The sequence below is a fragment of the Paenibacillus sp. FSL R5-192 genome (assembly GCF_000517845.1).
GTDB lineage: Bacteria > Bacillota > Bacilli > Paenibacillales > Paenibacillaceae > Paenibacillus > Paenibacillus amylolyticus.
The window spans coordinates 163,186-181,890 of sequence record NZ_ASPR01000079.1 but is presented as its reverse complement, the minus strand read 5'-3'; the positions used below and the strand labels follow the sequence as shown (position 1 = coordinate 181,890).

Here is an 18,705-nt window from a genome sequence, read left to right as displayed (position 1 = left end):
GCATGGCAGAATGGCAAATTTCGACCATTACTTGTATTTCTCAGGCATGCAAACCCGCCTTTTTATGCTATAATAAGTGCTGTTAAAAGGAGGAAGACACTGAATGGTTGATGTTAATAAGAAAAAGCCCGATGAACAGCCTGTACGCAAGCGTAGCTTTGCCCGCAGACTGGGAAGTTTCATCAAATGGATGGTTGTCCTTGGCTTTATGGGGGCACTATTTGTAGGCGGTGCTTTGATGGGATACGTCAGTTCCATTGTGAAAGACGAGCCTGTCCGTTCAAGGGCCCTGATTGAACAAAAAGTCAGCGAAAACTCCATCACAGGCTTTGCTTACTTTGCCGACGGCAGTCCGATCGGTCAATTACGTACGGAAGAAGACAGGCGTCCGGTCACTACGGACCAGATCCCACAGAAGGTTATTGATGCTGTCGTTTCAATTGAAGACAATCATTTTTACGAACATAAAGGTGTAGACATGAGCGGAACCCTACGTGCCGTGAAACAGAAAGTGCTGAAAGAATCAGTACAAACCGGCGGTAGTACACTGACTCAGCAATTGGCGCGTCGTGTGTTTTTGAATCTGGATCGCACAGAAGATCGGAAAGTGAAAGAAATTTTGCTCTCACTCCGACTCGAACGTTTCCTGACCAAAGATGAGATCATGACAGCCTATCTGAACAAAGTTCCTTTTGGTAATGGTTCCAGCGGATACAACGTTTACGGAATCAAAGCAGCCGCCAAAGGATTGTTCAATATTAACGATCTGGAAAAAATCAACATCGCTCAAGCTGCTTATCTTGCTGGATTGCCACAACTCCCCTCCTCTTACTCTGCTTTTAACGGTAAAGGTGATTTTGTAGAGGAGAATTTTGACCGCGCAATCAACCGTCAGCATCTGGTACTGCGCCGTATGCTTGAACTGGGCAAAATCAATCAGTCCGAGCATGACGAAGCTCTAGCTTTTGATATCAAAAGCGCACTCGCTCCGAAGACCATCAAGGCTTACAACACTTATCCATATCTTATGATGGAAACGGAACGACAAGCTGCACAGATTTTGATGAAACAGTTGAATTCCGACACAGCTGAATCTACAGACAAAGCTACGGATGCAGACACACCTCAGAAGGAAAGCAGTGCATTATTAGAGGAAGCTCAGACGCAACTGCGGACAGGTGGATATCGTATATACACGACCATCAACAAAAGTATTTACAAAACGATGCGTACCATTGCGGAAGATGACAGCAATTTCTCAGCAGATGATCCTGTCAAAGGGAAAGAACAAACTGCTGCTATGCTGATTAATCACAAAACCGGTGCAATTCTAGGGATGATTGAGGGTCGGGATTTCCAGGACGAACAGATGAACTATGCAACACAGATGGTACGTCAGCCAGGATCAACGATGAAACCTATTGCAGCTTATCTGCCAGCTCTGGATGAGGGTCTGGTCCAACCTGCTTCAATTATTGATGACTCACCGATCATTCTCAAAAATGGTCCGAGCGGATACCACATTGCCAAGAATGCCAACAACCGGTATCAGGGACTAGTCACTGCCCGCAGAGCACTGAATTATTCTCTCAATATACCAGCTCTGAAGTTGTTTAATGAAGAAGTGGGGATCGAGAAGGCTTGGACCTTCGCCAAGAAACTGGGGATTACCACCATTCAGAAGGAAGACTATCAGGCTCAGACTGGTGTTCTCGGAGGTCTCCAATACGGTGTAACGGTTGAAGAATTAACCAGTGCCTATGGTGCTATCGCCAATAAGGGTGTATATAACGATTCTTACATGATTAGCAAAATTGTAGATTCCAAAGGAAACATCGTTTATAAACACGATACTGAACCTGTCCAAGCCTTCTCGGAGCAGACAGCATACCTGATGACCGATATGCTGCGGACCGTTATTACAGAAGGAACGGCAGATAAAGTACGTGAAAATTACAAATATTCCAAGAGTGTGCCAATCGTAGGTAAAACGGGTTCCACTCAAAACTACGCAGATGTGTGGTTTGAAGGTTATACACCAGATGTCACACTTGGTGTGTGGGTTGGATACAAACAGCCCGTGAATACGCTGGAAAGTAAATCACAGAGAAAACGTGCGCAGCAACTGTGGTCGAAAATCCTGAACGAAGTGATCGATACGCAAAAAGATCTGTTCGTTACGGATTCGTTCAAAAAACCGTCTGGCATCGAAACGCGCACGGTGTCTGCATACAGTGGCAAGTTGCCAACATCCATGACTGACAAATTTGTTACGGATATTTTCAACAGCAAGTTTGTTCCGAAGGATAGCGATGACGGTGTCTCCAAAGCTAGGTACATTACTTACAATGGTGTAAACTATATTCCGCGTGACGGAACACCTTCGGACATGTTGAAGGAAAAAACAGTAATTAAGCGTAAAAAACCAATCTCGGATCTCATCAAAGAATTGCAAAATGCATTCTCACGTATGAGTCGACATGAGTCACTTGCTTATTATCTTCCTGAAGATGCTGGTGCAGACATGCCAACACAGATTGATCCAAGGACAGATAACGGCAAAGCTCCTGATGCACCAGGCAACGTACGCATCTCAACCTCAGGTGATAGAGCTGTCATTACATTTAATGCCACACCTGAAAATGATGTCGTGGGTTATCGTCTGTACCGTTCAGTAAACGGTGGAGGATTCCAGAACCAGGGTCAGGTTGTCTTAGCTGGTGAATCCAGATCATTCTCTGCATATGCAGCGCAAGGCGGTAACTTCGCCTTCTATGTAACGGCAGTGGATGTTGCCGGCAGAGAATCTGCTCCTAGCGCTACAGTAAATAGTGCTGGTGTAGCTCCTCCTGTGGAAGAAGAGATTGATGAACCGATTGAAGTTCCAGGTACAGTCGTTACGCCGGGAGAAACGCAGACCGATAATACAACAACGACAACCCCAGGCACACCTGGTCAAGTCAGCGTATCTGCCCTCACTCAAGGACTGCGTATTCAATGGGCGGCCAGTCCAAACGCAGATAGTTATACTGTATATTACAGTGAAACAGGCTCGGCTCCTTATACCAAAATTGGAACAACAGCGGGAAATACCATGGATTATGGAGTACCCGCATCGACCAGTGGATGGTTCAAGGTATCTGCCAGCAACAGTGCGGGTGAATCCGAACCTTCTGCAGCCCTACATTTTCAACCCTGATTCAGGCATAGCGTTCCAAAACAAGCCGCATCCTCAGACTGTATCTGAGTGTGCGGCTTTTTATTTGTATTTACAGCAGCCAAAAAGCCTGCTTCATGCCATTGGCATAAAGCAGGCTTTTACAATCCATTTTAATGGGTAGAGTCACTATATTTGGCTTCGTAGAGTATTAACTTCTCCCCACTACTCAATGTATCGGTATCGATAGCACCACATTGATGATCCTAGCACTGTCGCGTTAGTCTTCAATGGTGGATAGATCTCCTGTTGGCAGATCAAGCTCCCAGGCTTTCAGGACACGGCGCATGATCTTTCCGGAACGAGTCTTGGGCAGTTTATCCTTAAACTCAATCTCACGCGGAGCAGCGTGGGCAGACAGGCCCTCTTTAACAAAACGATAGATCTCTTCTTTCAGCTCCGGTGTCGCCTCATATCCTTCACGAAGCGCCACAAAGGCCTTGATGATCTCCCCACGTGTCACATCCGGCTTACCGATTACACCCGCCTCAGCTACCGCAGGATGCTCCACGAGCTTGCTCTCCACCTCAAAGGGGCCGATACGCTCGCCTGACGAATTAATCACATCATCAATACGTCCCTGGAACCAGAAATATCCTTCTTCATCCATATAAGCGGAGTCACCGGATACATACCAGCCCGTAAGCCTGAAATACTCCTCGTATTTCACAGGGTTATTCCAGATCTTCGCCATCATGGATGGCCAAGGCGCCCGTATGGCCAGGTTACCCATACTGTATGGCGGCAATTCCTGCCCGCGTTCATCAATAATCGCTGCTTCGATTCCAGGCAACGGACGTCCCATGGAGCCAGGTTTGATCGGCATTCCGGGATAGTTACAGATCAGCTGTGCACCTGTTTCCGTCATCCACCATGTATCATGAATTCGCTGACCATAGGCTTTCCACCCCCAACGAACAACCTCCGGATTGAGCGGTTCACCGACAGACATGACATGACGCAGACTGCTCAGATCATGCTGGGCAATGGTCTCTTCTCCCGCTCCCATCAGCATACGGAAGGCCGTTGGTGCACTGTACCAGATCGTGACTTTGTTCTTCTGGATAGTGCTGTACCAATCTTGAGGGCTGAAACGCCCACCCCGTATCACATTGGTCACTCCGTTGAGCCATGGAGCAAAGATACCGTAAGAGGTGCCTGTCACCCAACCAGGGTCAGCAGTGCACCAGTATACATCATCCTCGCGTAAATCCAAGACAACCTTACCTGTATAATAGTGCTGAATCATGGCATTTTGAACATGGTACACCCCTTTGGGTTTACCCGTAGAGCCTGAGGTATAATGAATAAGCAAACCATCCTCACGATTCAGCCACTCTACTTCCATCTCATCCGAAGCGGCAGACATCTCTGCATCAAAATCAATGAGTCCTTCTTCAGTCTGCACGCCCCCACCCACGATAAATATATGTTTGAGCTCGGGCAATTCGGAACGTTTGATGCGTTTTAGCAATTCCGGAGTGGTGACGAGCGCTACTGCTCCGCTATCCTCCAGCCGATCCTTCACAGCCGTTTCCATAAAAGCTTCGAACAACGGGCCCGCGATGGCTCCAGCTTTCAATATACCCAGGAGACTAAAATACAGCTCAGGACTTCGAGGCATAAAAATAAACACTCGTTCCCCTTTGGCTATGCCATATTTGCGGAGAACGTTCCCGAACCGACTCGACTGTTCACTCAGATCAGCAAAAGTATAGGACTCTTCACGTGAAGCATCGCTATACAATAAAGCGGTTTTTCCGCCCCTTCCTTCCAGTACATGACGATCAATCGCTTCATGCGCCATGTTAACTTTTCCGCTGGCGTGCCACGTAAAGTGCCTTTCCACCGATTCCCAATCGAACCGGCTTCTCGCCTCCGTGTAATCGCCCAGATTAGATTCAGACACAACCGTTTGCAGCATCTCACCATGTGCTTGACTCATGCTTGCCAGCCTCCTTCAACTCGACATTTCGATTCCCGTTAGGGGTCACTTCTCATTGCCTTTTTGTTGACTGAACTTCCAGTTAGCGCTTACATTAGTAGAGAGAACTTCTCATCATGTACTTGCTCGGCCAAACAGATGTTAACTATACTGTATTGAATTGTGAACATTTTTTGTCTACGCAATTATAGCAAATCTTTTCAATTGTCGTCTATGGCTTTTCAATTTTTTGGATTTTTTGCTATAGCGTTCTTTTTGAAGAACAACCTCTATAAGTAGGAAAGAGAGGAGCATGAACCATGGAACATATCAAAGAACATCATATGCGTTCCATCTTCAAGTCCGGCCACCAAATTACTGTTGAAGGCCCCGTGCAGGCCGAGGAGATAACCCGTCTTGCCTTCCATCCAGATCTGGATGCCTTTCGGCGCCCAACGGAGCAACAGGAAGCTCTGGCCGAGATCGCAGCATTGCCTGAAGGGCGAATTATCATTGCACACGAAAATGAAACCATTATTGGCTATGTAACCTTTCACTATGCGGATGATTGTGAACGCTGGTCCGAGGGTAATATGACTGATCTGATTGAGCTTGGGGCAATCGAGGTTGCGGACAACTATCGCTCGCTTGGCATTGGACGTGAGATGTTGCTTACCGCTCTGGAAGATAAATACATGGAGAACTACATTATATTCACCACAGAATATTATTGGCATTGGGATCTGAAGGGCAGCGGACTAAACGTATGGGATTATCGCAAAATGATGGAGAGGCTGATGGAAACGATCGACATGACCTGGTATGCAACAGACGACCCCGAAATCTGTTCACATCCTGCGAACTGTTTGATGGTACGTATCGGAAGTCAGGTGCCCATCACATCGGAAGAACAGTTTGATCGTGTACGCTTCCGCCATCGGTTCATGTACTAATTCAATGATCTGTTCCAAACGATATACATAACAAAAACCGCCTCTCGCAGCGTTGCTCCATACTTCATGGAACAGCTAATCAAAAGGCGGTTTTTCATTGATTTTGGGTTGGCATTGCAATCGTAATTTATGCCATTACATATTTTCTAACATATGCTCCACAATACGGTGTGAACGCTGAGAAGATTCCACGGTAAATTCAGCAAAGTTAACATGCGCCGAACCATCCGCTTTATCTGACATCCCACGCAGGACAACAAACGGTACTCGATTCATGTAACAGACCTGGGCAACTGCTGCCCCTTCCATCTCGGCACATGCACCGTCCATTTCAGTATATAACATGTTAACCGTATCTTTATTCGCAATAAATTGGTCTCCAGATAACACTTTACCGACCAGGTAATTGGCTCCCTGAGCTTTACACGCTTCTTCAGCCAGTGTAATAAGCGAAGCCTCGGCAGGGAATGCAGATGTCTCCTGGTAAGGAATAACCCCGCGTGCGAACCCCAGTGGCGTTACATCCATGTCGTGCTGAACACATACAGACGATATAACCATATCTCCAATGTTCAACTCCGGGTTAACTGCACCCGCAACACCTGTGAAGATAATCCGATTAACTTGAAAACGATCAATCAATATCTGCGCTGTAACCGCTGCATTTACTTTACCTACGCCGGATTTGCACACGACAATATGCTTGCCCAGCCACTCGCCCGCAACGTAAGTAATGCCGGTTTGTTTGACCGTCTCAAGCTGCTTCATACCTGCCAGCAAAAGCTCGACTTCCTCATCCATCGCTCCGATAATACCAATCGTTTCACTCATCTTCTGATACCCCCTGTTTTCATTTTTAAACTAATTCAGCACAAAAGCTCCGTCTCCGGAGCTTTCGCATATCCACTATGTAGAGAGAATGACTTCTCCCTTACTGTATATAATCCCGATTAAACTACATCTGCGTGACTTACAGACAGACGAAGAATCGTTTCATGCGGCAAAATAACCCGTGGGTTCTCCACATTTTCTTTCTTCATCAACTTGGTCAGCAAACGCATCGCTACTGCGCCAAGGTCGTACATTGGCTGAGCCACTGTTGTCAACTGAGGACGCACCATTGAAGCCATACGGATGTTATCCACACTAATAATGGAGAAGTCATCCGGTACTTTCAGACCGTCATCCTGAATGCTGTGAATGGCACCAATGGCCATTTCATCTGTAGCAGCAAAGATAGCTGATGGTTTTTTCTTGAGTCCAAGGAAATATTTCATTGCTTCCACACCGGATTCATATCGATAGTTACCAATTCGAACAAGATCCTCCTGGTATTCAATCCCCGCTGCTTCCAGTGCTTTTTTGTATCCTTGGAAACGGGCATATCCATTCGCCGGATCTTGCAGTGTACCACTGATCATCGCAATTTCCTTGTGTCCATGACGAATCAGAGTGTTTACCGCATCAAACGCAGCCGACTCATGGTCAATATCCACCGAAGGGAATGTGCCCTTCTCATCACTTGTTGCACAAAGTACAATCGGCACAGCCGCAGACTGGAACGCCTGAATGTGTTCGTCCGTTACTGTTCCGCCCATGAAGAGCAGTCCGTCTACTTGTTTTTCGAGCAACGTGTTGATAACACGAATTTCTTTTTCTTTCTTCTTATCTGCATTACACAAAATAATATTGTAGTGATACATATTCGCAATATCTTCAATTCCGCGGGCAATCTCCGCGAAGGTTGAGTTCGAAATATCCGGAATAACAACCCCGACCGTGGTTGTCTTCTTGCTTGCCAGACCTCTGGCTACCGCATTCGGACGATATCCCAACCGCTCGATGGCTTCATATACTTTTTTCCGCGTTTGCGGTTTGACATTAGGGTTATTATTAACTACCCGTGATACCGTTGCCATAGACACTCCAGCTTCACGTGCCACATCATAAATGGTTACCGTCACAGTACTTCTCTCCATTACCAGTAAATTTTCATACCATTTTCATTAAGATTTATATTACGACAAATTTTTGCATTAATCAATTAAAATAGGCTTTAGGACTCACTCAAAACATTCGTAAGTGTGGTTCTAGTAATATCTGAATGGGAAGTATGCCATACAGGAATTCCCTTTTTAATCAGGATCGCCTGTGGAGATTCGTGCTTAACACCCAGCTTGTCTGCTGCTTCATTGGATACCGGGCGATCTTCCACAACATAGATGATGCCATATTTCACTTGTTCATTGGCATTGTTAAGCAAATAATCGTTCATCTCCTGATAAGCGTTTGAGCTGATCGGACAGCGCGTGCTATGCTTAAACAGAAGCAAGGGTTGATCCTTGGTAGCCTCCACTGCGGAGTTTAGCTGTTCAATACTTGTCATTTTAGTCATGTCAGCCATTAGATATACATCCCCCTTTACCAGGAATACCGCTATGTTGAGCGTTTTCACTCTTCGATATCTTAACAAAAAGTGCGCGAAAAAGCCAATTTTCATGAAAACAAGCATTTTACACGTCAAAATTAGACAGCATTTGAGAAGTACTCCTGCCACACAAATCCGGATAATTGACTCAATCTGCGCTCCGTGGTCTCAATCCACGCTACATCACCAGACTTCGTTGCGTAACCCATAATGTCCAGTAACAGATTGATACGCTCCTCCACTGCTTGCTGCATTCGATATTCCATCTCCCGATCGGTCGCATCCGGCCAGGCCAGCAGTAGCTCATGAAACAGGTCTGCCAGTTCATTACGTTCACCAAAAGATACGTCTTGCTTCACGGGCTGTTCACCCAATGTGTTTATGCATTCTGTTAAGTCCGGCTTGACCGGCGGAAGCACTTCATATGATACACAGTCTGTACACGCAAATACGGGTACGTTTCGAATCTCCACTTTTTTGGCGTACACCACTGTTCTTAATTCCAACTCCATTACATGTCCACATCTGCACGACTTGCGCACCACCATCACCTCATTCGTTCTATACTCTATATAAGTACCATTCGACCTATTTCGGCTCAAATCCTGCTATAAACGAAAGGTTGCACAAATTACCACTCCCTCCAGATGAAGGTTGTCGAATGCAGGCAGTTACTGACTTGTAATCGCTTCCTCCAAACTGAATATGCACTTCCATGAAGTCCCTTGGAGAATCTGTTACAATTAAAGACGCAACAGACCTAATCACCACAAAAAGGAGAGATGGACATGAGATTAACCGGCAAAAAAGTCATCGCTCTGGTCGATGAAGAATTCGAGGATTTAGAATTGTGGTACCCTGTACATCGGGTTCGTGAAGAAGGTGCAGAAGTACATCTTGCTGGAGAGAAAAAAGGAAAAACCTATATTGGCAAATATGGTGTGCCTGCTGAAGCCGAATACAGTTTCGATGAACTCGACAGTTCAGATTACGATGGCATTCTCGTGCCAGGCGGCTGGGCACCAGACAAGCTGCGTCGTTATCCCAAAGTACTGGAGCTTGTAAAGGAAATGAATGCAGACCGGAAACCGATTGGACAGATCTGTCATGCCGGCTGGGTGCTGATTTCTGCCAAAATTCTGGACGGAGTTACAGTAACCTCTACACCAGGCATTCGGGATGACATGGAAAATGCAGGTGCCATCTGGAAAGATGAAGCCGTTGTTGTTGATGGACATATCATCTCAGCACGTCGTCCGCCTGACCTTCCCCCTTATGGCAAGGCATTCTGTGATGCACTCGCTGACAAGTAAAAATAACCCCATTGTGCTCTCATGCACAGTGGGGTTATTTTATATAACAAGGTTTCCGACAAATAATTATCACAAATGTAAATATATTAACTTAAAGGTATTTATATCCATTTTCCCTAATTACGATGCGTTCGAACCACTTTGTTCATCTGGACTTCCCGTAGAGTCATTAAAGACTTGTAGTCGCTCCTCAATATCTCCGCTGGTCCGTAAGGCGAAGCACTTTCGCGCTTCTTCTTTGGCGGTCGATGCTGTTGTGTTCAGCACTCTGTGCTTCACACGTAACAAGGATTGTGGAGACATACTCAAGTGGCGAATGCCAAGCTCCAACCAAAGCGGAATGGCACGTTCGTCCCCTGCCATCTCTCCGCACACACTGACATCAATTCCAGCCGTATGAGCCGCATCTGCTGTCGCACGAAGCATCCGCAGAACAGCCGGATGATAGGGGTGATACATATGAGCAATCTGCTCATTCATTCGATCTACTGCAAGTACATATTGAACCAGGTCGTTCGTACCAATACTGAAGAAATCAGCTTCCTCTGCGAGCAGATCAGCAATCATCACCGCTGCAGGAACTTCGATCATAATTCCCACCTGAATGTGAGGGTCGTATGATAATCCCCGCTCGTCCAGATCGGACATCGCCTCACGAAGAATCTCATTGGCCTGCTGAAGTTCTTCCACCGAAGAGATCATAGGGTACATAATTTTGACATTTCCGGCCGCGCTGGCACGCAGAATGGCTGTAAGCTGTGTTTTGAACAGATCCTTGCGGTCGAGACTAATCCGAATGGCACGGTAACCCAGAAACGGATTGTCTTCCTCCGGCAATTCAAAGTAATCGAGTTGCTTGTCACCACCGATATCCAGTGTACGAATAACAACGGATTGTCCTGCTGTTTTCTCTGCCACAAGACGGTACACCTCATACTGTTCTTGCTCACCCGGGAAAGTAGCACGGTCCATATACAAGAATTCTGTTCGGAACAAGCCCACACCTTTGGCACCTTGTTTCAAAGCAAGGTCCAATTCCTTCACCGAACTGATATTGGAAGCCAAGTGCAAAACGGCCCCATCTTTGGTTACGGCATCCACGGTAGCAAGGACTTGAAGTTGTTCCTTTTTCTTCAGTTGTTTGCTGCGAAGCATGGTATACCGTTCAATTGTCTTGCGATCCGGGTCCGTAAATACCAAGCCATTGTCACCATCCACCACAAGCATATCCCCTGTCTCTACTGGCATGCCAAGACTCGCTTCCAGACCGGAAACGAGAGGAATGCCAAGGGCACGAGCCATAATCGCGGAATGTGATGTTTTCCCTCCAATCAAGGTCACAATACCTAGCACATGGGTGGGATTCAGATGCGCCAGTTGAGATGGCGACAGTTCTTTGGCAACAAGTACATACGGCTGGGTATCGGAAGGAAGTGTAATCTCCGGTGCACCGAGCAAATGCTTGAGCAGACGGTTACCCACATCCTTGATGTCAATGGCCCGCTCCTTCATATACTCGTCTTCCAGCAAGTCAAACATCGTGACAAAATGGTCTATGGCTTCTTTGACCGCCACTTCTGCTGCCTTATATTGACGCTCAATAATGCCGCGAATTTCGTTCATGAATACCGGATCTTCTAGGATTGCCAGATGTGCATCAAAGATACTGGACTCCTCTGGACCAACAACTTCCTTGAACTCATTTTTGATATATTCGATCTCATCCTTTGATGTCCGTATGCCCTCATACAGCCGTTCGAACTCTTGGGCGAGATCCACCGAATCCATCTTCTGATCCGGCAGATCCCATTCCCAACTGGGCAGGACAAATGCTTTGCCGATGGCTATGCCTGCAGCTCCGTTGATGCCTTGTATCTTCATTCTACCCCTCCAACGTTCCTGTCATAGAGCACCACGGACATAACGGATGCCTGACCTTTCTTAACTTGCTTAAATGGAGCAAAACTCCATGATTTTACACGATCTGGATTCGTAATTACCATTGGTGTTGTTAGTGACGCCGCTTGCTCGCGGAGTACTGCCAGATCAAACTTGATCAACAACTGCCCCGGCTCCACCGTATCGCCCTCCTGAACAAAAGCTTCAAAATGGCCTTTCAACTGAGAGGTATCGATGCCGATATGCAGTAACACTTCAAGCCCCTCACGGGTAGATATACCCAAGGCATGCATGGTCGGGTACAAGTGCATAATCGTTCCGTACACGGGTGAGACCAGCTCTCCCTTTTCCGGAACAAAGGCTACACCATCACCGACAAGCTTGGCTGCAAAGATCTGATCCGGCACCTCTTCAATCGGGAGCATTTTGCCCTGAACGGGGGCACAGAACAGAACCTGTTGCAGATCTCTTTCCAGCAGCTTCGCGATTTCTTCCCGAATCAATTCCGAGTAGGTACCGAATACCACCTGTACGTTACCGCCACCCAGCTTGATCAGTCCAGCAGACCCCATACTCTTCATGGCACCCGTGTCGATCAGGCGGTCATCATGCACAGTCAGGCGAAGACGTGTAATACATGCTTCAACCTGTACAATGTTACTCTTCCCACCCAATGCCTCGAGGATTAAAGGTGCCTGATAAGGAATGTTACCTACCCAATCTTCCAGCATGGAGCCCTCTTCACGTCCTGGTGTTGGAATCTTGAACGTACGAATCGCCCATCGGAACAGGAAGTAGTAAACCAGCCCATATAGTATGCCAATCGGAATGAGCTTCCAAGCATTCTCCGATAGATGGAAATTGAGTATGTAATCAATAATACCTGCGGAGTAAGAAAATCCATGCCGGATATCAAGCCAGTAACTAATCCACATGGCAACGCCGGACATCACTGCATGCACGATGAACAGATAAGGTGCTGCGAACAAAAAAGCAAACTCAATCTGTTCCGATACCCCGGTTAGAAAACAAACGAGTGCCGATGTCAGAAAAGTTTTCTTGATTTTTGGTTTCAGATCTTCCCTGGCTTCCTGAATAATAGCAAAGGCTATTGCCGGAATGGCAAACATCATGATGGGAAACAAACCCGCCATAAAGAATCCTGCTGTTGGATCACCTGCAAAAAATCGGGGCAAATCCCCTTGCACAATGTTACCATCAGGCGTTTCAAACGTCCCTAACTGGAACCAAAACACATTGTTAAGCAGGTGATGAAGCCCAAAAGCAACCAGCACCCTGTATAACACTCCGTAGATGAATAGTCCAAAACCCCCGAGACTGTATTCCCAGGTAGCAATGCCGTTCAGTCCATGCTGTAGGATCGGAGCGAGCCATAACATAAAACAGGAGAACAATGCCGAACAGAGTCCGACAATGAGCAAAACAAACCTTGAACCTCCAAAAAATTGTAAAATTTCAGGCAGTTTAATGCTTTTAAACCGATTATGCATCCCACCGGCAAGCGCGCCGAGTATGATTCCGATTAAGGAAGCGGGCTGAACGGTGCCATCCCCGAAGTTCCGAGTCACCTGATCATATATCACGATACCAGCCAGAGCAGCAAGTCCCGCTTGTCCGGCCTGGTTGGAGAGTCCCAGTGCTACACCGACAGCGAACAGATACGGTAAGAAATAAAAAATACCGTGTCCGGCCACGGTAGACACTTCACCGACAATATCCAATCCCCAGGCGTCCCAAGGCAGACTGCCAACACTGAGCAAAATTGCGGCGGCGGGCAGGACCATTGTAGGCAGCATTACCGCTCGTCCGAGCTGCTGCAAGGATCCGAGCCAATTCATGGCGACCTCTCCTTTCTATCCTAGATGGTAAGCTTTACGCAACGTTTTGTCAAAGCAAAACAGTAACCAATTGGTAATTAATACGTCAAAAATAGAACAGAAAAAATCCCGTCAACTTCAAGTTAACGGGATTCATCCTATGTTCATTCAATTGGGACAGATCAGGAGATCATCCGATCACAGGTGAACGAGCCTCTCAGCCGCGTCCAGCGCCGCGCAGAACGATGGAATCCTCTACCTTGATACAACGATTCGTTACCGCTGTCATGCCGTTCTCTGCAGCAATCTGGACCGCTTCATCACTATGGATGCCAAGCTGCAACCATAGAACATTTGCTTTGATGGCAGCGGCGTCACGAGCGACATCCGCGCAAAACTCTTCGCGACGAAACACATTGACAATGTCTACCGGCTCTGGGATATCCGCGAGTGTAGCATATACCGTCTCTCCCAGGATTTCACCTTGCACCTGTGGATTAACCGGGATGATGCGATAACCTCTGCTCTGCATGGCTTCTGCCACCATATAGGAAGTGCGATCTGATTTGTCTGATAAGCCGACGACTGCGATGTTGCCTGCCTTGCGCAAAAGTTGTCCAATTTCTTCACGAGTAGGGTTGTTAAATTCCATGTTCAAGCACCATCCTTTTCTGATTAAAGTGCGTGTTCAAAAAAAACAGGTTTTCAGTTATTTACTCTTTTACCCATTGAACCGAGGCGCCAAGCGCCTGCAAATGATCGAAATATTGCGGATAAGACTTGGCTACATGGTGTGCATCCCGAATACGAAGCGGCTCCTTGGAACGCAGACCAACAACAGTGAGCGCCATAATTACGCGATGATCGTAGTGAGCGTTAATCTCAACGCCGCCTTCAACGCCTTCTGGACGTCCATGAACGATAATCTCAGCTTGACGCTCTTCAACGTTCGCTCCTGCCTTCCGCAGTTCGTTCAAATAATCGGTGATTCGGTCACATTCCTTGTAACGCAGGTTCTCTACATTATAGAACCGTGACGTGCCTTCCGCAAACACAGCTGCGGCTACCATAGCCAAAACGGCATCCGTCGCGGCATCCCCGTCGAATTCGATCGCTTTCAGTCTGCCATTACCTTGAACATGTACAACATCGTTCTCATGTGTCAATGGCACTTCCATCATGCGCAGCACGTCAACGATGGCACGTTCACCCTGTTTGCTCTGCTCCATCAGGCGCAGAATTTTCACATCGGACTGTGTAACCGCTGCTGCGGCAAGAACCGCTGCTGAGCCGGGATAATCCCCTTGAACTGTGTAGGTCGTTGGTTGGTAAGCCTGTCCACCTGGTACACGGAAGGACATATAATCATCACTTGCATGGATAACGATACCTGCCTGCTCCAGCACTTCCAGCGTCTGTCCGATAACGACCTTGGACTTCAGGTCATTCAGTACTTCAATGGTGCTGTCTTCTGCAAGCAACGGAGTTACAAACAACAACGCACTCAGATATTGGGAGCTGACGGAGCCGGATACACGAATGTGTCCACCCTTGGCATTGCCACCCTTGATTGTAATCGGCAGGCGTCCTTGTTCATGCTGTACATCTACACCCAATTGACCAAGCGCATCGATCAGGTCATCATGTGGACGTTTGCCCAGCGAATCCGGGTACGTATTCACAAAAGTAACTTCAGGGCAGAGCGCTGTAACGCCCATCAGGAAACGAAGTACAGCACCCGCATTCCCAACATTTAATTCACGCACATCACGGGGATGACTGCCAAAACCCTGGATCACAATCTTGCTGTCGTCTTCTTCAAGTACTGCCCCCAGATCGCGAATACATCTGCGCATGGCGTCACTGTCTTCACTGTGTGCCGGGAAATGAATAGTACTTGTGCCTTCTGCCAGCGCAGCAGCCAGCAAATAGCGAGTCGTGTAGTTTTTAGAGGACAGAGCCCCGATTTCCCCGTTCAGAGTGGGGGTTGGTTTAACAATAACGTCCATGGATGAAATTCTCCTTCATTGATTATATTGTGGCCAAATTGACATTCCGTGCATCGCTTGGGTATCATTATAGCGTTAAGTCCATACAGAAAAGAGGACCTGAATATGACACAAATAGCTGAAATTGAAACGTCTGAGCTGCGCCGCCGTTTACAGGCGGGAGAGAAGCTGCAGATGATAGACGTCCGCGAGGACGATGAAGTCGCGCAAGGCATGATCGAAGGAGCCAAGCATATTCCGCTTGGACAGATTCCGGACCGACTGTCTGAGATTGAGAAATCAGGCGAGATCGTGATCATCTGTCGTAGCGGTTACCGCAGTGAGCGTGCATGTGAATATCTGCAGCAACTGGGATATGAAGGCTGTACAAACATGGTCGGCGGTATGCTTCAGTGGCAACAGGAAGACTAGAGAAACCCGGAGCGAAGTGAAGTCATTTGTAACCTTGTGACCTCTGCTCTGCTCCACTCCTAGAAACGGGCCTATATGGCCCGTTTTGTTATATCCGCCACCACCTATCAACCATCAAACTTCGATGATAACAAGCTTAGACGCGGTAATGCGCTAAAATTAAACGAGTCACTTCAGCAGCGGATAACTCCGTTGTATCCACCGTATAATGTGCGAACCGGTATGCGTCTTTCCGTTCTTCCATAATTGCCTGAATGCGTTCCTCTGCATTACCCGCGAGGAGTGGGCGATTGTCACAGCCACTAACACGCTCTACAATCACTGCCGGATCAGCAGTCAAGGCAACAACCCAACCATTTTTCAACATCACGTCACAATTATCCGAACGCAGCACCACGCCACCTCCGGTCGCTATGACCTGTGACTTCTTCTCCAGCACCGAGCATAACATGCGGCTCTCGGCATCACGGAAATACGTCTCTCCCTTGCCAGTGAACAATTCCGGAATCGTACAGCCTTCCTCTTTTTCCACCGCGGCGTCTACATCAATCAATCGATAACCAAGCTCGCGTGCAAGCATGTCAGCGACGGTTGATTTGCCGGTTCCCATCATACCAATGAGAATAATATTGTTAGACTTGCTCAAGGTGTACACTCCTTTAATTCAAGCAATTCGTGAGCACTTTTGTCCTATCATAACACAGCCCTGCGGACTGGGAAAGACCATCTCCTTACCGACTTCCTTTCGACCATCCGCAAGTACTTCCAAGACAGATTAAGTAACTCCCGGCGTCTGAGCCTACGTCAGATCACCCTCAAGCAGTTTTGAGCACCCAAACGTCTAAAATAGTAACCATCCAGCAACCTAACGAACTCCTATGAGCTTTTTTACCTAAAATAGGAGCAGTTAAACTTCTAACGAATCTCAGTAAACTTATTTCAAAAAATCACCGTCAAAACCTCGACATCTCGCTACGAATTATCTGAATAGGCCTTCTGAGTTCGTTAAAAAATAGAACCGGCTCATTTTGCCAAAATAGAGTGTCTCCTGTTCATTAGGTCTAGAACCAGCTACATATCTTCTCCATAAACACTATTACTGTATAACACAGTAAAAAAGAGGCCTAGCGTTAACCGGCAATCACCGGAACGCCAAACCTCTTTTGAGCCCCTTAGCAGGCCAAACCTGCCACTTAAAGGGGCACTAGCCAAATCATAATAGAATTGTATATGTGGTACTACTCCATCCAATTGTGGTGGAAGCTGCCTTCTTTGTCCACACGTTTGAACGTGTGAGCACCGAAGTAGTCACGTTGAGCTTGCAGCAAGTTTGCTGGCAAACGCTCTGTACGGTAGCTGTCGTAGTAAGAAAGAGCGCTGGAGAAGCCAGGTACCGGAACACCTTGTTTTACAGCAGCCGCTACAACTTCACGCCATGCGCCTTGATAAGACTCAACGATGTTTTGGAAGTAAGGATCCAAGAGCAGGTTTTTCAGAGCTGCATCTTTATCATAAGCTTCTTTAATGTTTTGCAGGAACTGCGAACGGATGATGCAGCCACCGCGGAAGATCATGGCAATGTTGCCGTATTTCAGATCCCAGCCATACTCGTCGGAAGCTGCACGCATTTGTGCAAATCCTTGTGCGTAGGATACGATTTTACTTGCAAACAATGCTTTACGAACGCTCTCGATGAACGCTTTTTTGTCGCCGGAGAACGCTTCAGTCGCTGGTCCATTCAGGATTTTGCTAGCTGCTACACGCTCGTCCTTCATGGCAGACAGGAAACGGGAGAATACGGATTCTGTAATCATGGACAATGGAACGCCGAGATCCAGCGCACTTTGGCTTGTCCATTTACCTGTTCCTTTTTGTCCAGCAGCGTCCAGAATAACGTCAACCATTGGTTTGCCGGTTTCCGGATCGTATTTAGAGAAGATATCTGCCGTGATTTCGATCAGGTAGCTATCCAGCTCTCCTTGATTCCATTCCGTAAAGATCGCATGCAGCTCTTCAACGGAAACGTTCAATACGGATTTGAGCAAGTGGTACGCTTCACCAATCAACTGCATATCTCCGTACTCGATACCGTTATGCACCATTTTCACATAGTGTCCGGCACCGTCTGGTCCAATATATGTACAACATGGATCGTCACCGACTTTGGCCGAGATTGCCGTCAGGATCGGTTCAACCAGTTTATAAGCACTTTCCTGTCCACCTGGCATGATGGAAGGGCCTTTCAGTGCGCCTTCTTCACCACCGGATACACCTGTACCGATGAAACGAATGCCTTTGTCTTCCAACTCTTTGCTGCGACGTTGCGTGTCAGGGAAGTATGCGTTCCCTCCATCAATGATGATGTCGCCCTCATCCAGGTGAGGAAGCAGTTGTTCAATGGTAGCGTCGGTCGCTTTACCAGCTTGTACCATGATCAAAATTTTGCGCGGGGATTCCAGGGATGCTACGAACTCTTCAATGGAGAATGAGCCTGTCAGGTTTTTACCTTCAGCTTCTTTCAGAAGATCATTGGTTTTCTCGGGGGAACGGTTAAATACCGATACTGAGAAACCTTTGCTTTCAATGTTAAGGGCCAAATTTTTGCCCATGACAGCCAGGCCAATTACGCCAATTTGTTGTTTTGTCATCTGGTCCTCCATCCTTTGCTCCAATTAATTTTATTGAAATAAATTCTCAACAATACTCCCATTTT

At 47.1% G+C, this 18,705-nt stretch carries 15 protein-coding genes; 4 read left to right on the top strand and 11 right to left on the bottom strand.

Annotated elements, in window-relative coordinates:
- Positions 1 to 103: 103 nt before the first annotated feature.
- Positions 104 to 3,199 carry a transglycosylase domain-containing protein gene (locus C161_RS30410; RefSeq protein WP_036614680.1) on the top strand — a complete coding sequence of 1,032 codons (3,096 nt, stop codon included), beginning with the start codon at positions 104 to 106 and terminating at the stop codon, positions 3,197 to 3,199.
- A gap of 238 nt (positions 3,200 to 3,437) precedes the next feature.
- Here the strand turns inward: C161_RS30410 and acsA are convergent, their stop codons facing one another.
- Positions 3,438 to 5,162 carry an acetate--CoA ligase gene (acsA, locus tag C161_RS30405; RefSeq protein WP_036674880.1) on the bottom strand — a complete coding sequence of 575 codons (1,725 nt, stop codon included), beginning with the start codon at positions 5,160 to 5,162 and terminating at the stop codon, positions 3,438 to 3,440.
- A 299-nt stretch (positions 5,163 to 5,461) separates the two neighbouring features.
- Between acsA and C161_RS30400 the strand changes: the two genes are divergently transcribed.
- Positions 5,462 to 6,094 (top strand): GNAT family N-acetyltransferase, encoded by a 633-nt coding sequence (locus C161_RS30400; protein ID WP_036674879.1) that lies wholly within the window; start codon positions 5,462 to 5,464, stop codon positions 6,092 to 6,094.
- 135 nt (positions 6,095 to 6,229) lie between these two features.
- Here the strand turns inward: C161_RS30400 and C161_RS30395 are convergent, their stop codons facing one another.
- The 4 genes from C161_RS30395 to C161_RS30380 form a co-directional block, all read right to left on the bottom strand.
- Positions 6,230 to 6,925, bottom strand: coding sequence for a 5'-methylthioadenosine/adenosylhomocysteine nucleosidase (locus tag C161_RS30395; protein ID WP_036674878.1), 696 nt, complete (start codon positions 6,923 to 6,925; stop codon positions 6,230 to 6,232).
- A gap of 119 nt (positions 6,926 to 7,044) precedes the next feature.
- Positions 7,045 to 8,058: a catabolite control protein A gene (gene ccpA, locus C161_RS30390; protein WP_036674877.1), complete on the bottom strand. Its 1,014-nt coding sequence runs from the start codon at positions 8,056 to 8,058 to the stop codon at positions 7,045 to 7,047.
- A 92-nt stretch (positions 8,059 to 8,150) separates the two neighbouring features.
- Positions 8,151 to 8,498 (bottom strand): bacillithiol system redox-active protein YtxJ, encoded by a 348-nt coding sequence (ytxJ, locus tag C161_RS30385; RefSeq protein ID WP_036674876.1) that lies wholly within the window; start codon positions 8,496 to 8,498, stop codon positions 8,151 to 8,153.
- A gap of 122 nt (positions 8,499 to 8,620) precedes the next feature.
- Positions 8,621 to 9,124: a hypothetical protein gene (locus tag C161_RS30380; RefSeq protein WP_235193983.1), complete on the bottom strand. Its 504-nt coding sequence runs from the start codon at positions 9,122 to 9,124 to the stop codon at positions 8,621 to 8,623.
- Between the two features lie 186 nt (positions 9,125 to 9,310).
- Here C161_RS30380 and C161_RS30375 point away from each other — a divergent pair, with 186 nt between their 5' ends.
- On the top strand, positions 9,311 to 9,835 hold the full coding sequence (locus C161_RS30375) for a type 1 glutamine amidotransferase domain-containing protein (RefSeq protein ID WP_036674874.1): 525 nt from the start codon (positions 9,311 to 9,313) through the stop codon (positions 9,833 to 9,835).
- A gap of 120 nt (positions 9,836 to 9,955) precedes the next feature.
- On the opposite strand, the gene ptsP is transcribed toward C161_RS30375, so the two are convergent.
- The 4 genes from ptsP to aroA all read right to left on the bottom strand — a co-directional run bounded on the left by ptsP (position 9,956) and on the right by aroA (position 15,581).
- Positions 9,956 to 11,716, bottom strand: a complete 1,761-nt coding sequence (gene ptsP, locus C161_RS30370) for a phosphoenolpyruvate--protein phosphotransferase (protein WP_036674873.1) — start codon at positions 11,714 to 11,716, stop codon at positions 9,956 to 9,958.
- Positions 11,713 to 13,593, bottom strand: a complete 1,881-nt coding sequence (locus C161_RS30365) for a glucose PTS transporter subunit IIA (RefSeq protein WP_036674872.1) — start codon at positions 13,591 to 13,593, stop codon at positions 11,713 to 11,715. The genes ptsP and C161_RS30365 overlap by 4 nt, the downstream gene beginning before the upstream one ends.
- A 196-nt stretch (positions 13,594 to 13,789) precedes the next feature.
- Complete coding sequence (locus C161_RS30360; RefSeq protein WP_017687409.1) at positions 13,790 to 14,224, bottom strand: CoA-binding protein; 435 nt, start codon at positions 14,222 to 14,224, stop codon at positions 13,790 to 13,792.
- A gap of 61 nt (positions 14,225 to 14,285) precedes the next feature.
- Entirely contained in the window at positions 14,286 to 15,581 is a 1,296-nt protein-coding gene (gene aroA, locus C161_RS30355) for a 3-phosphoshikimate 1-carboxyvinyltransferase (RefSeq protein ID WP_017687408.1), read from the bottom strand.
- Positions 15,582 to 15,686: 105 nt separating this feature from the next.
- Between aroA and C161_RS30350 the strand changes: the two genes are divergently transcribed.
- The gene (locus C161_RS30350) at positions 15,687 to 15,992 is read left to right on the top strand and encodes a rhodanese-like domain-containing protein (RefSeq protein WP_017687407.1); all 306 of its coding nucleotides are present in this window, start codon (positions 15,687 to 15,689) and stop codon (positions 15,990 to 15,992) included.
- Between the two features lie 136 nt (positions 15,993 to 16,128).
- Here C161_RS30350 and C161_RS30345 read toward each other — a convergent pair whose 3' ends face one another.
- Positions 16,129 to 16,638 carry a shikimate kinase gene (locus C161_RS30345; RefSeq protein WP_036614703.1) on the bottom strand — a complete coding sequence of 170 codons (510 nt, stop codon included), beginning with the start codon at positions 16,636 to 16,638 and terminating at the stop codon, positions 16,129 to 16,131.
- A 592-nt stretch (positions 16,639 to 17,230) separates the two neighbouring features.
- Entirely contained in the window at positions 17,231 to 18,640 is a 1,410-nt protein-coding gene (gene gndA, locus C161_RS30340) for an NADP-dependent phosphogluconate dehydrogenase (protein WP_036614715.1), read from the bottom strand.
- Between the last annotated feature and the right edge of the window lie 65 nt (positions 18,641 to 18,705).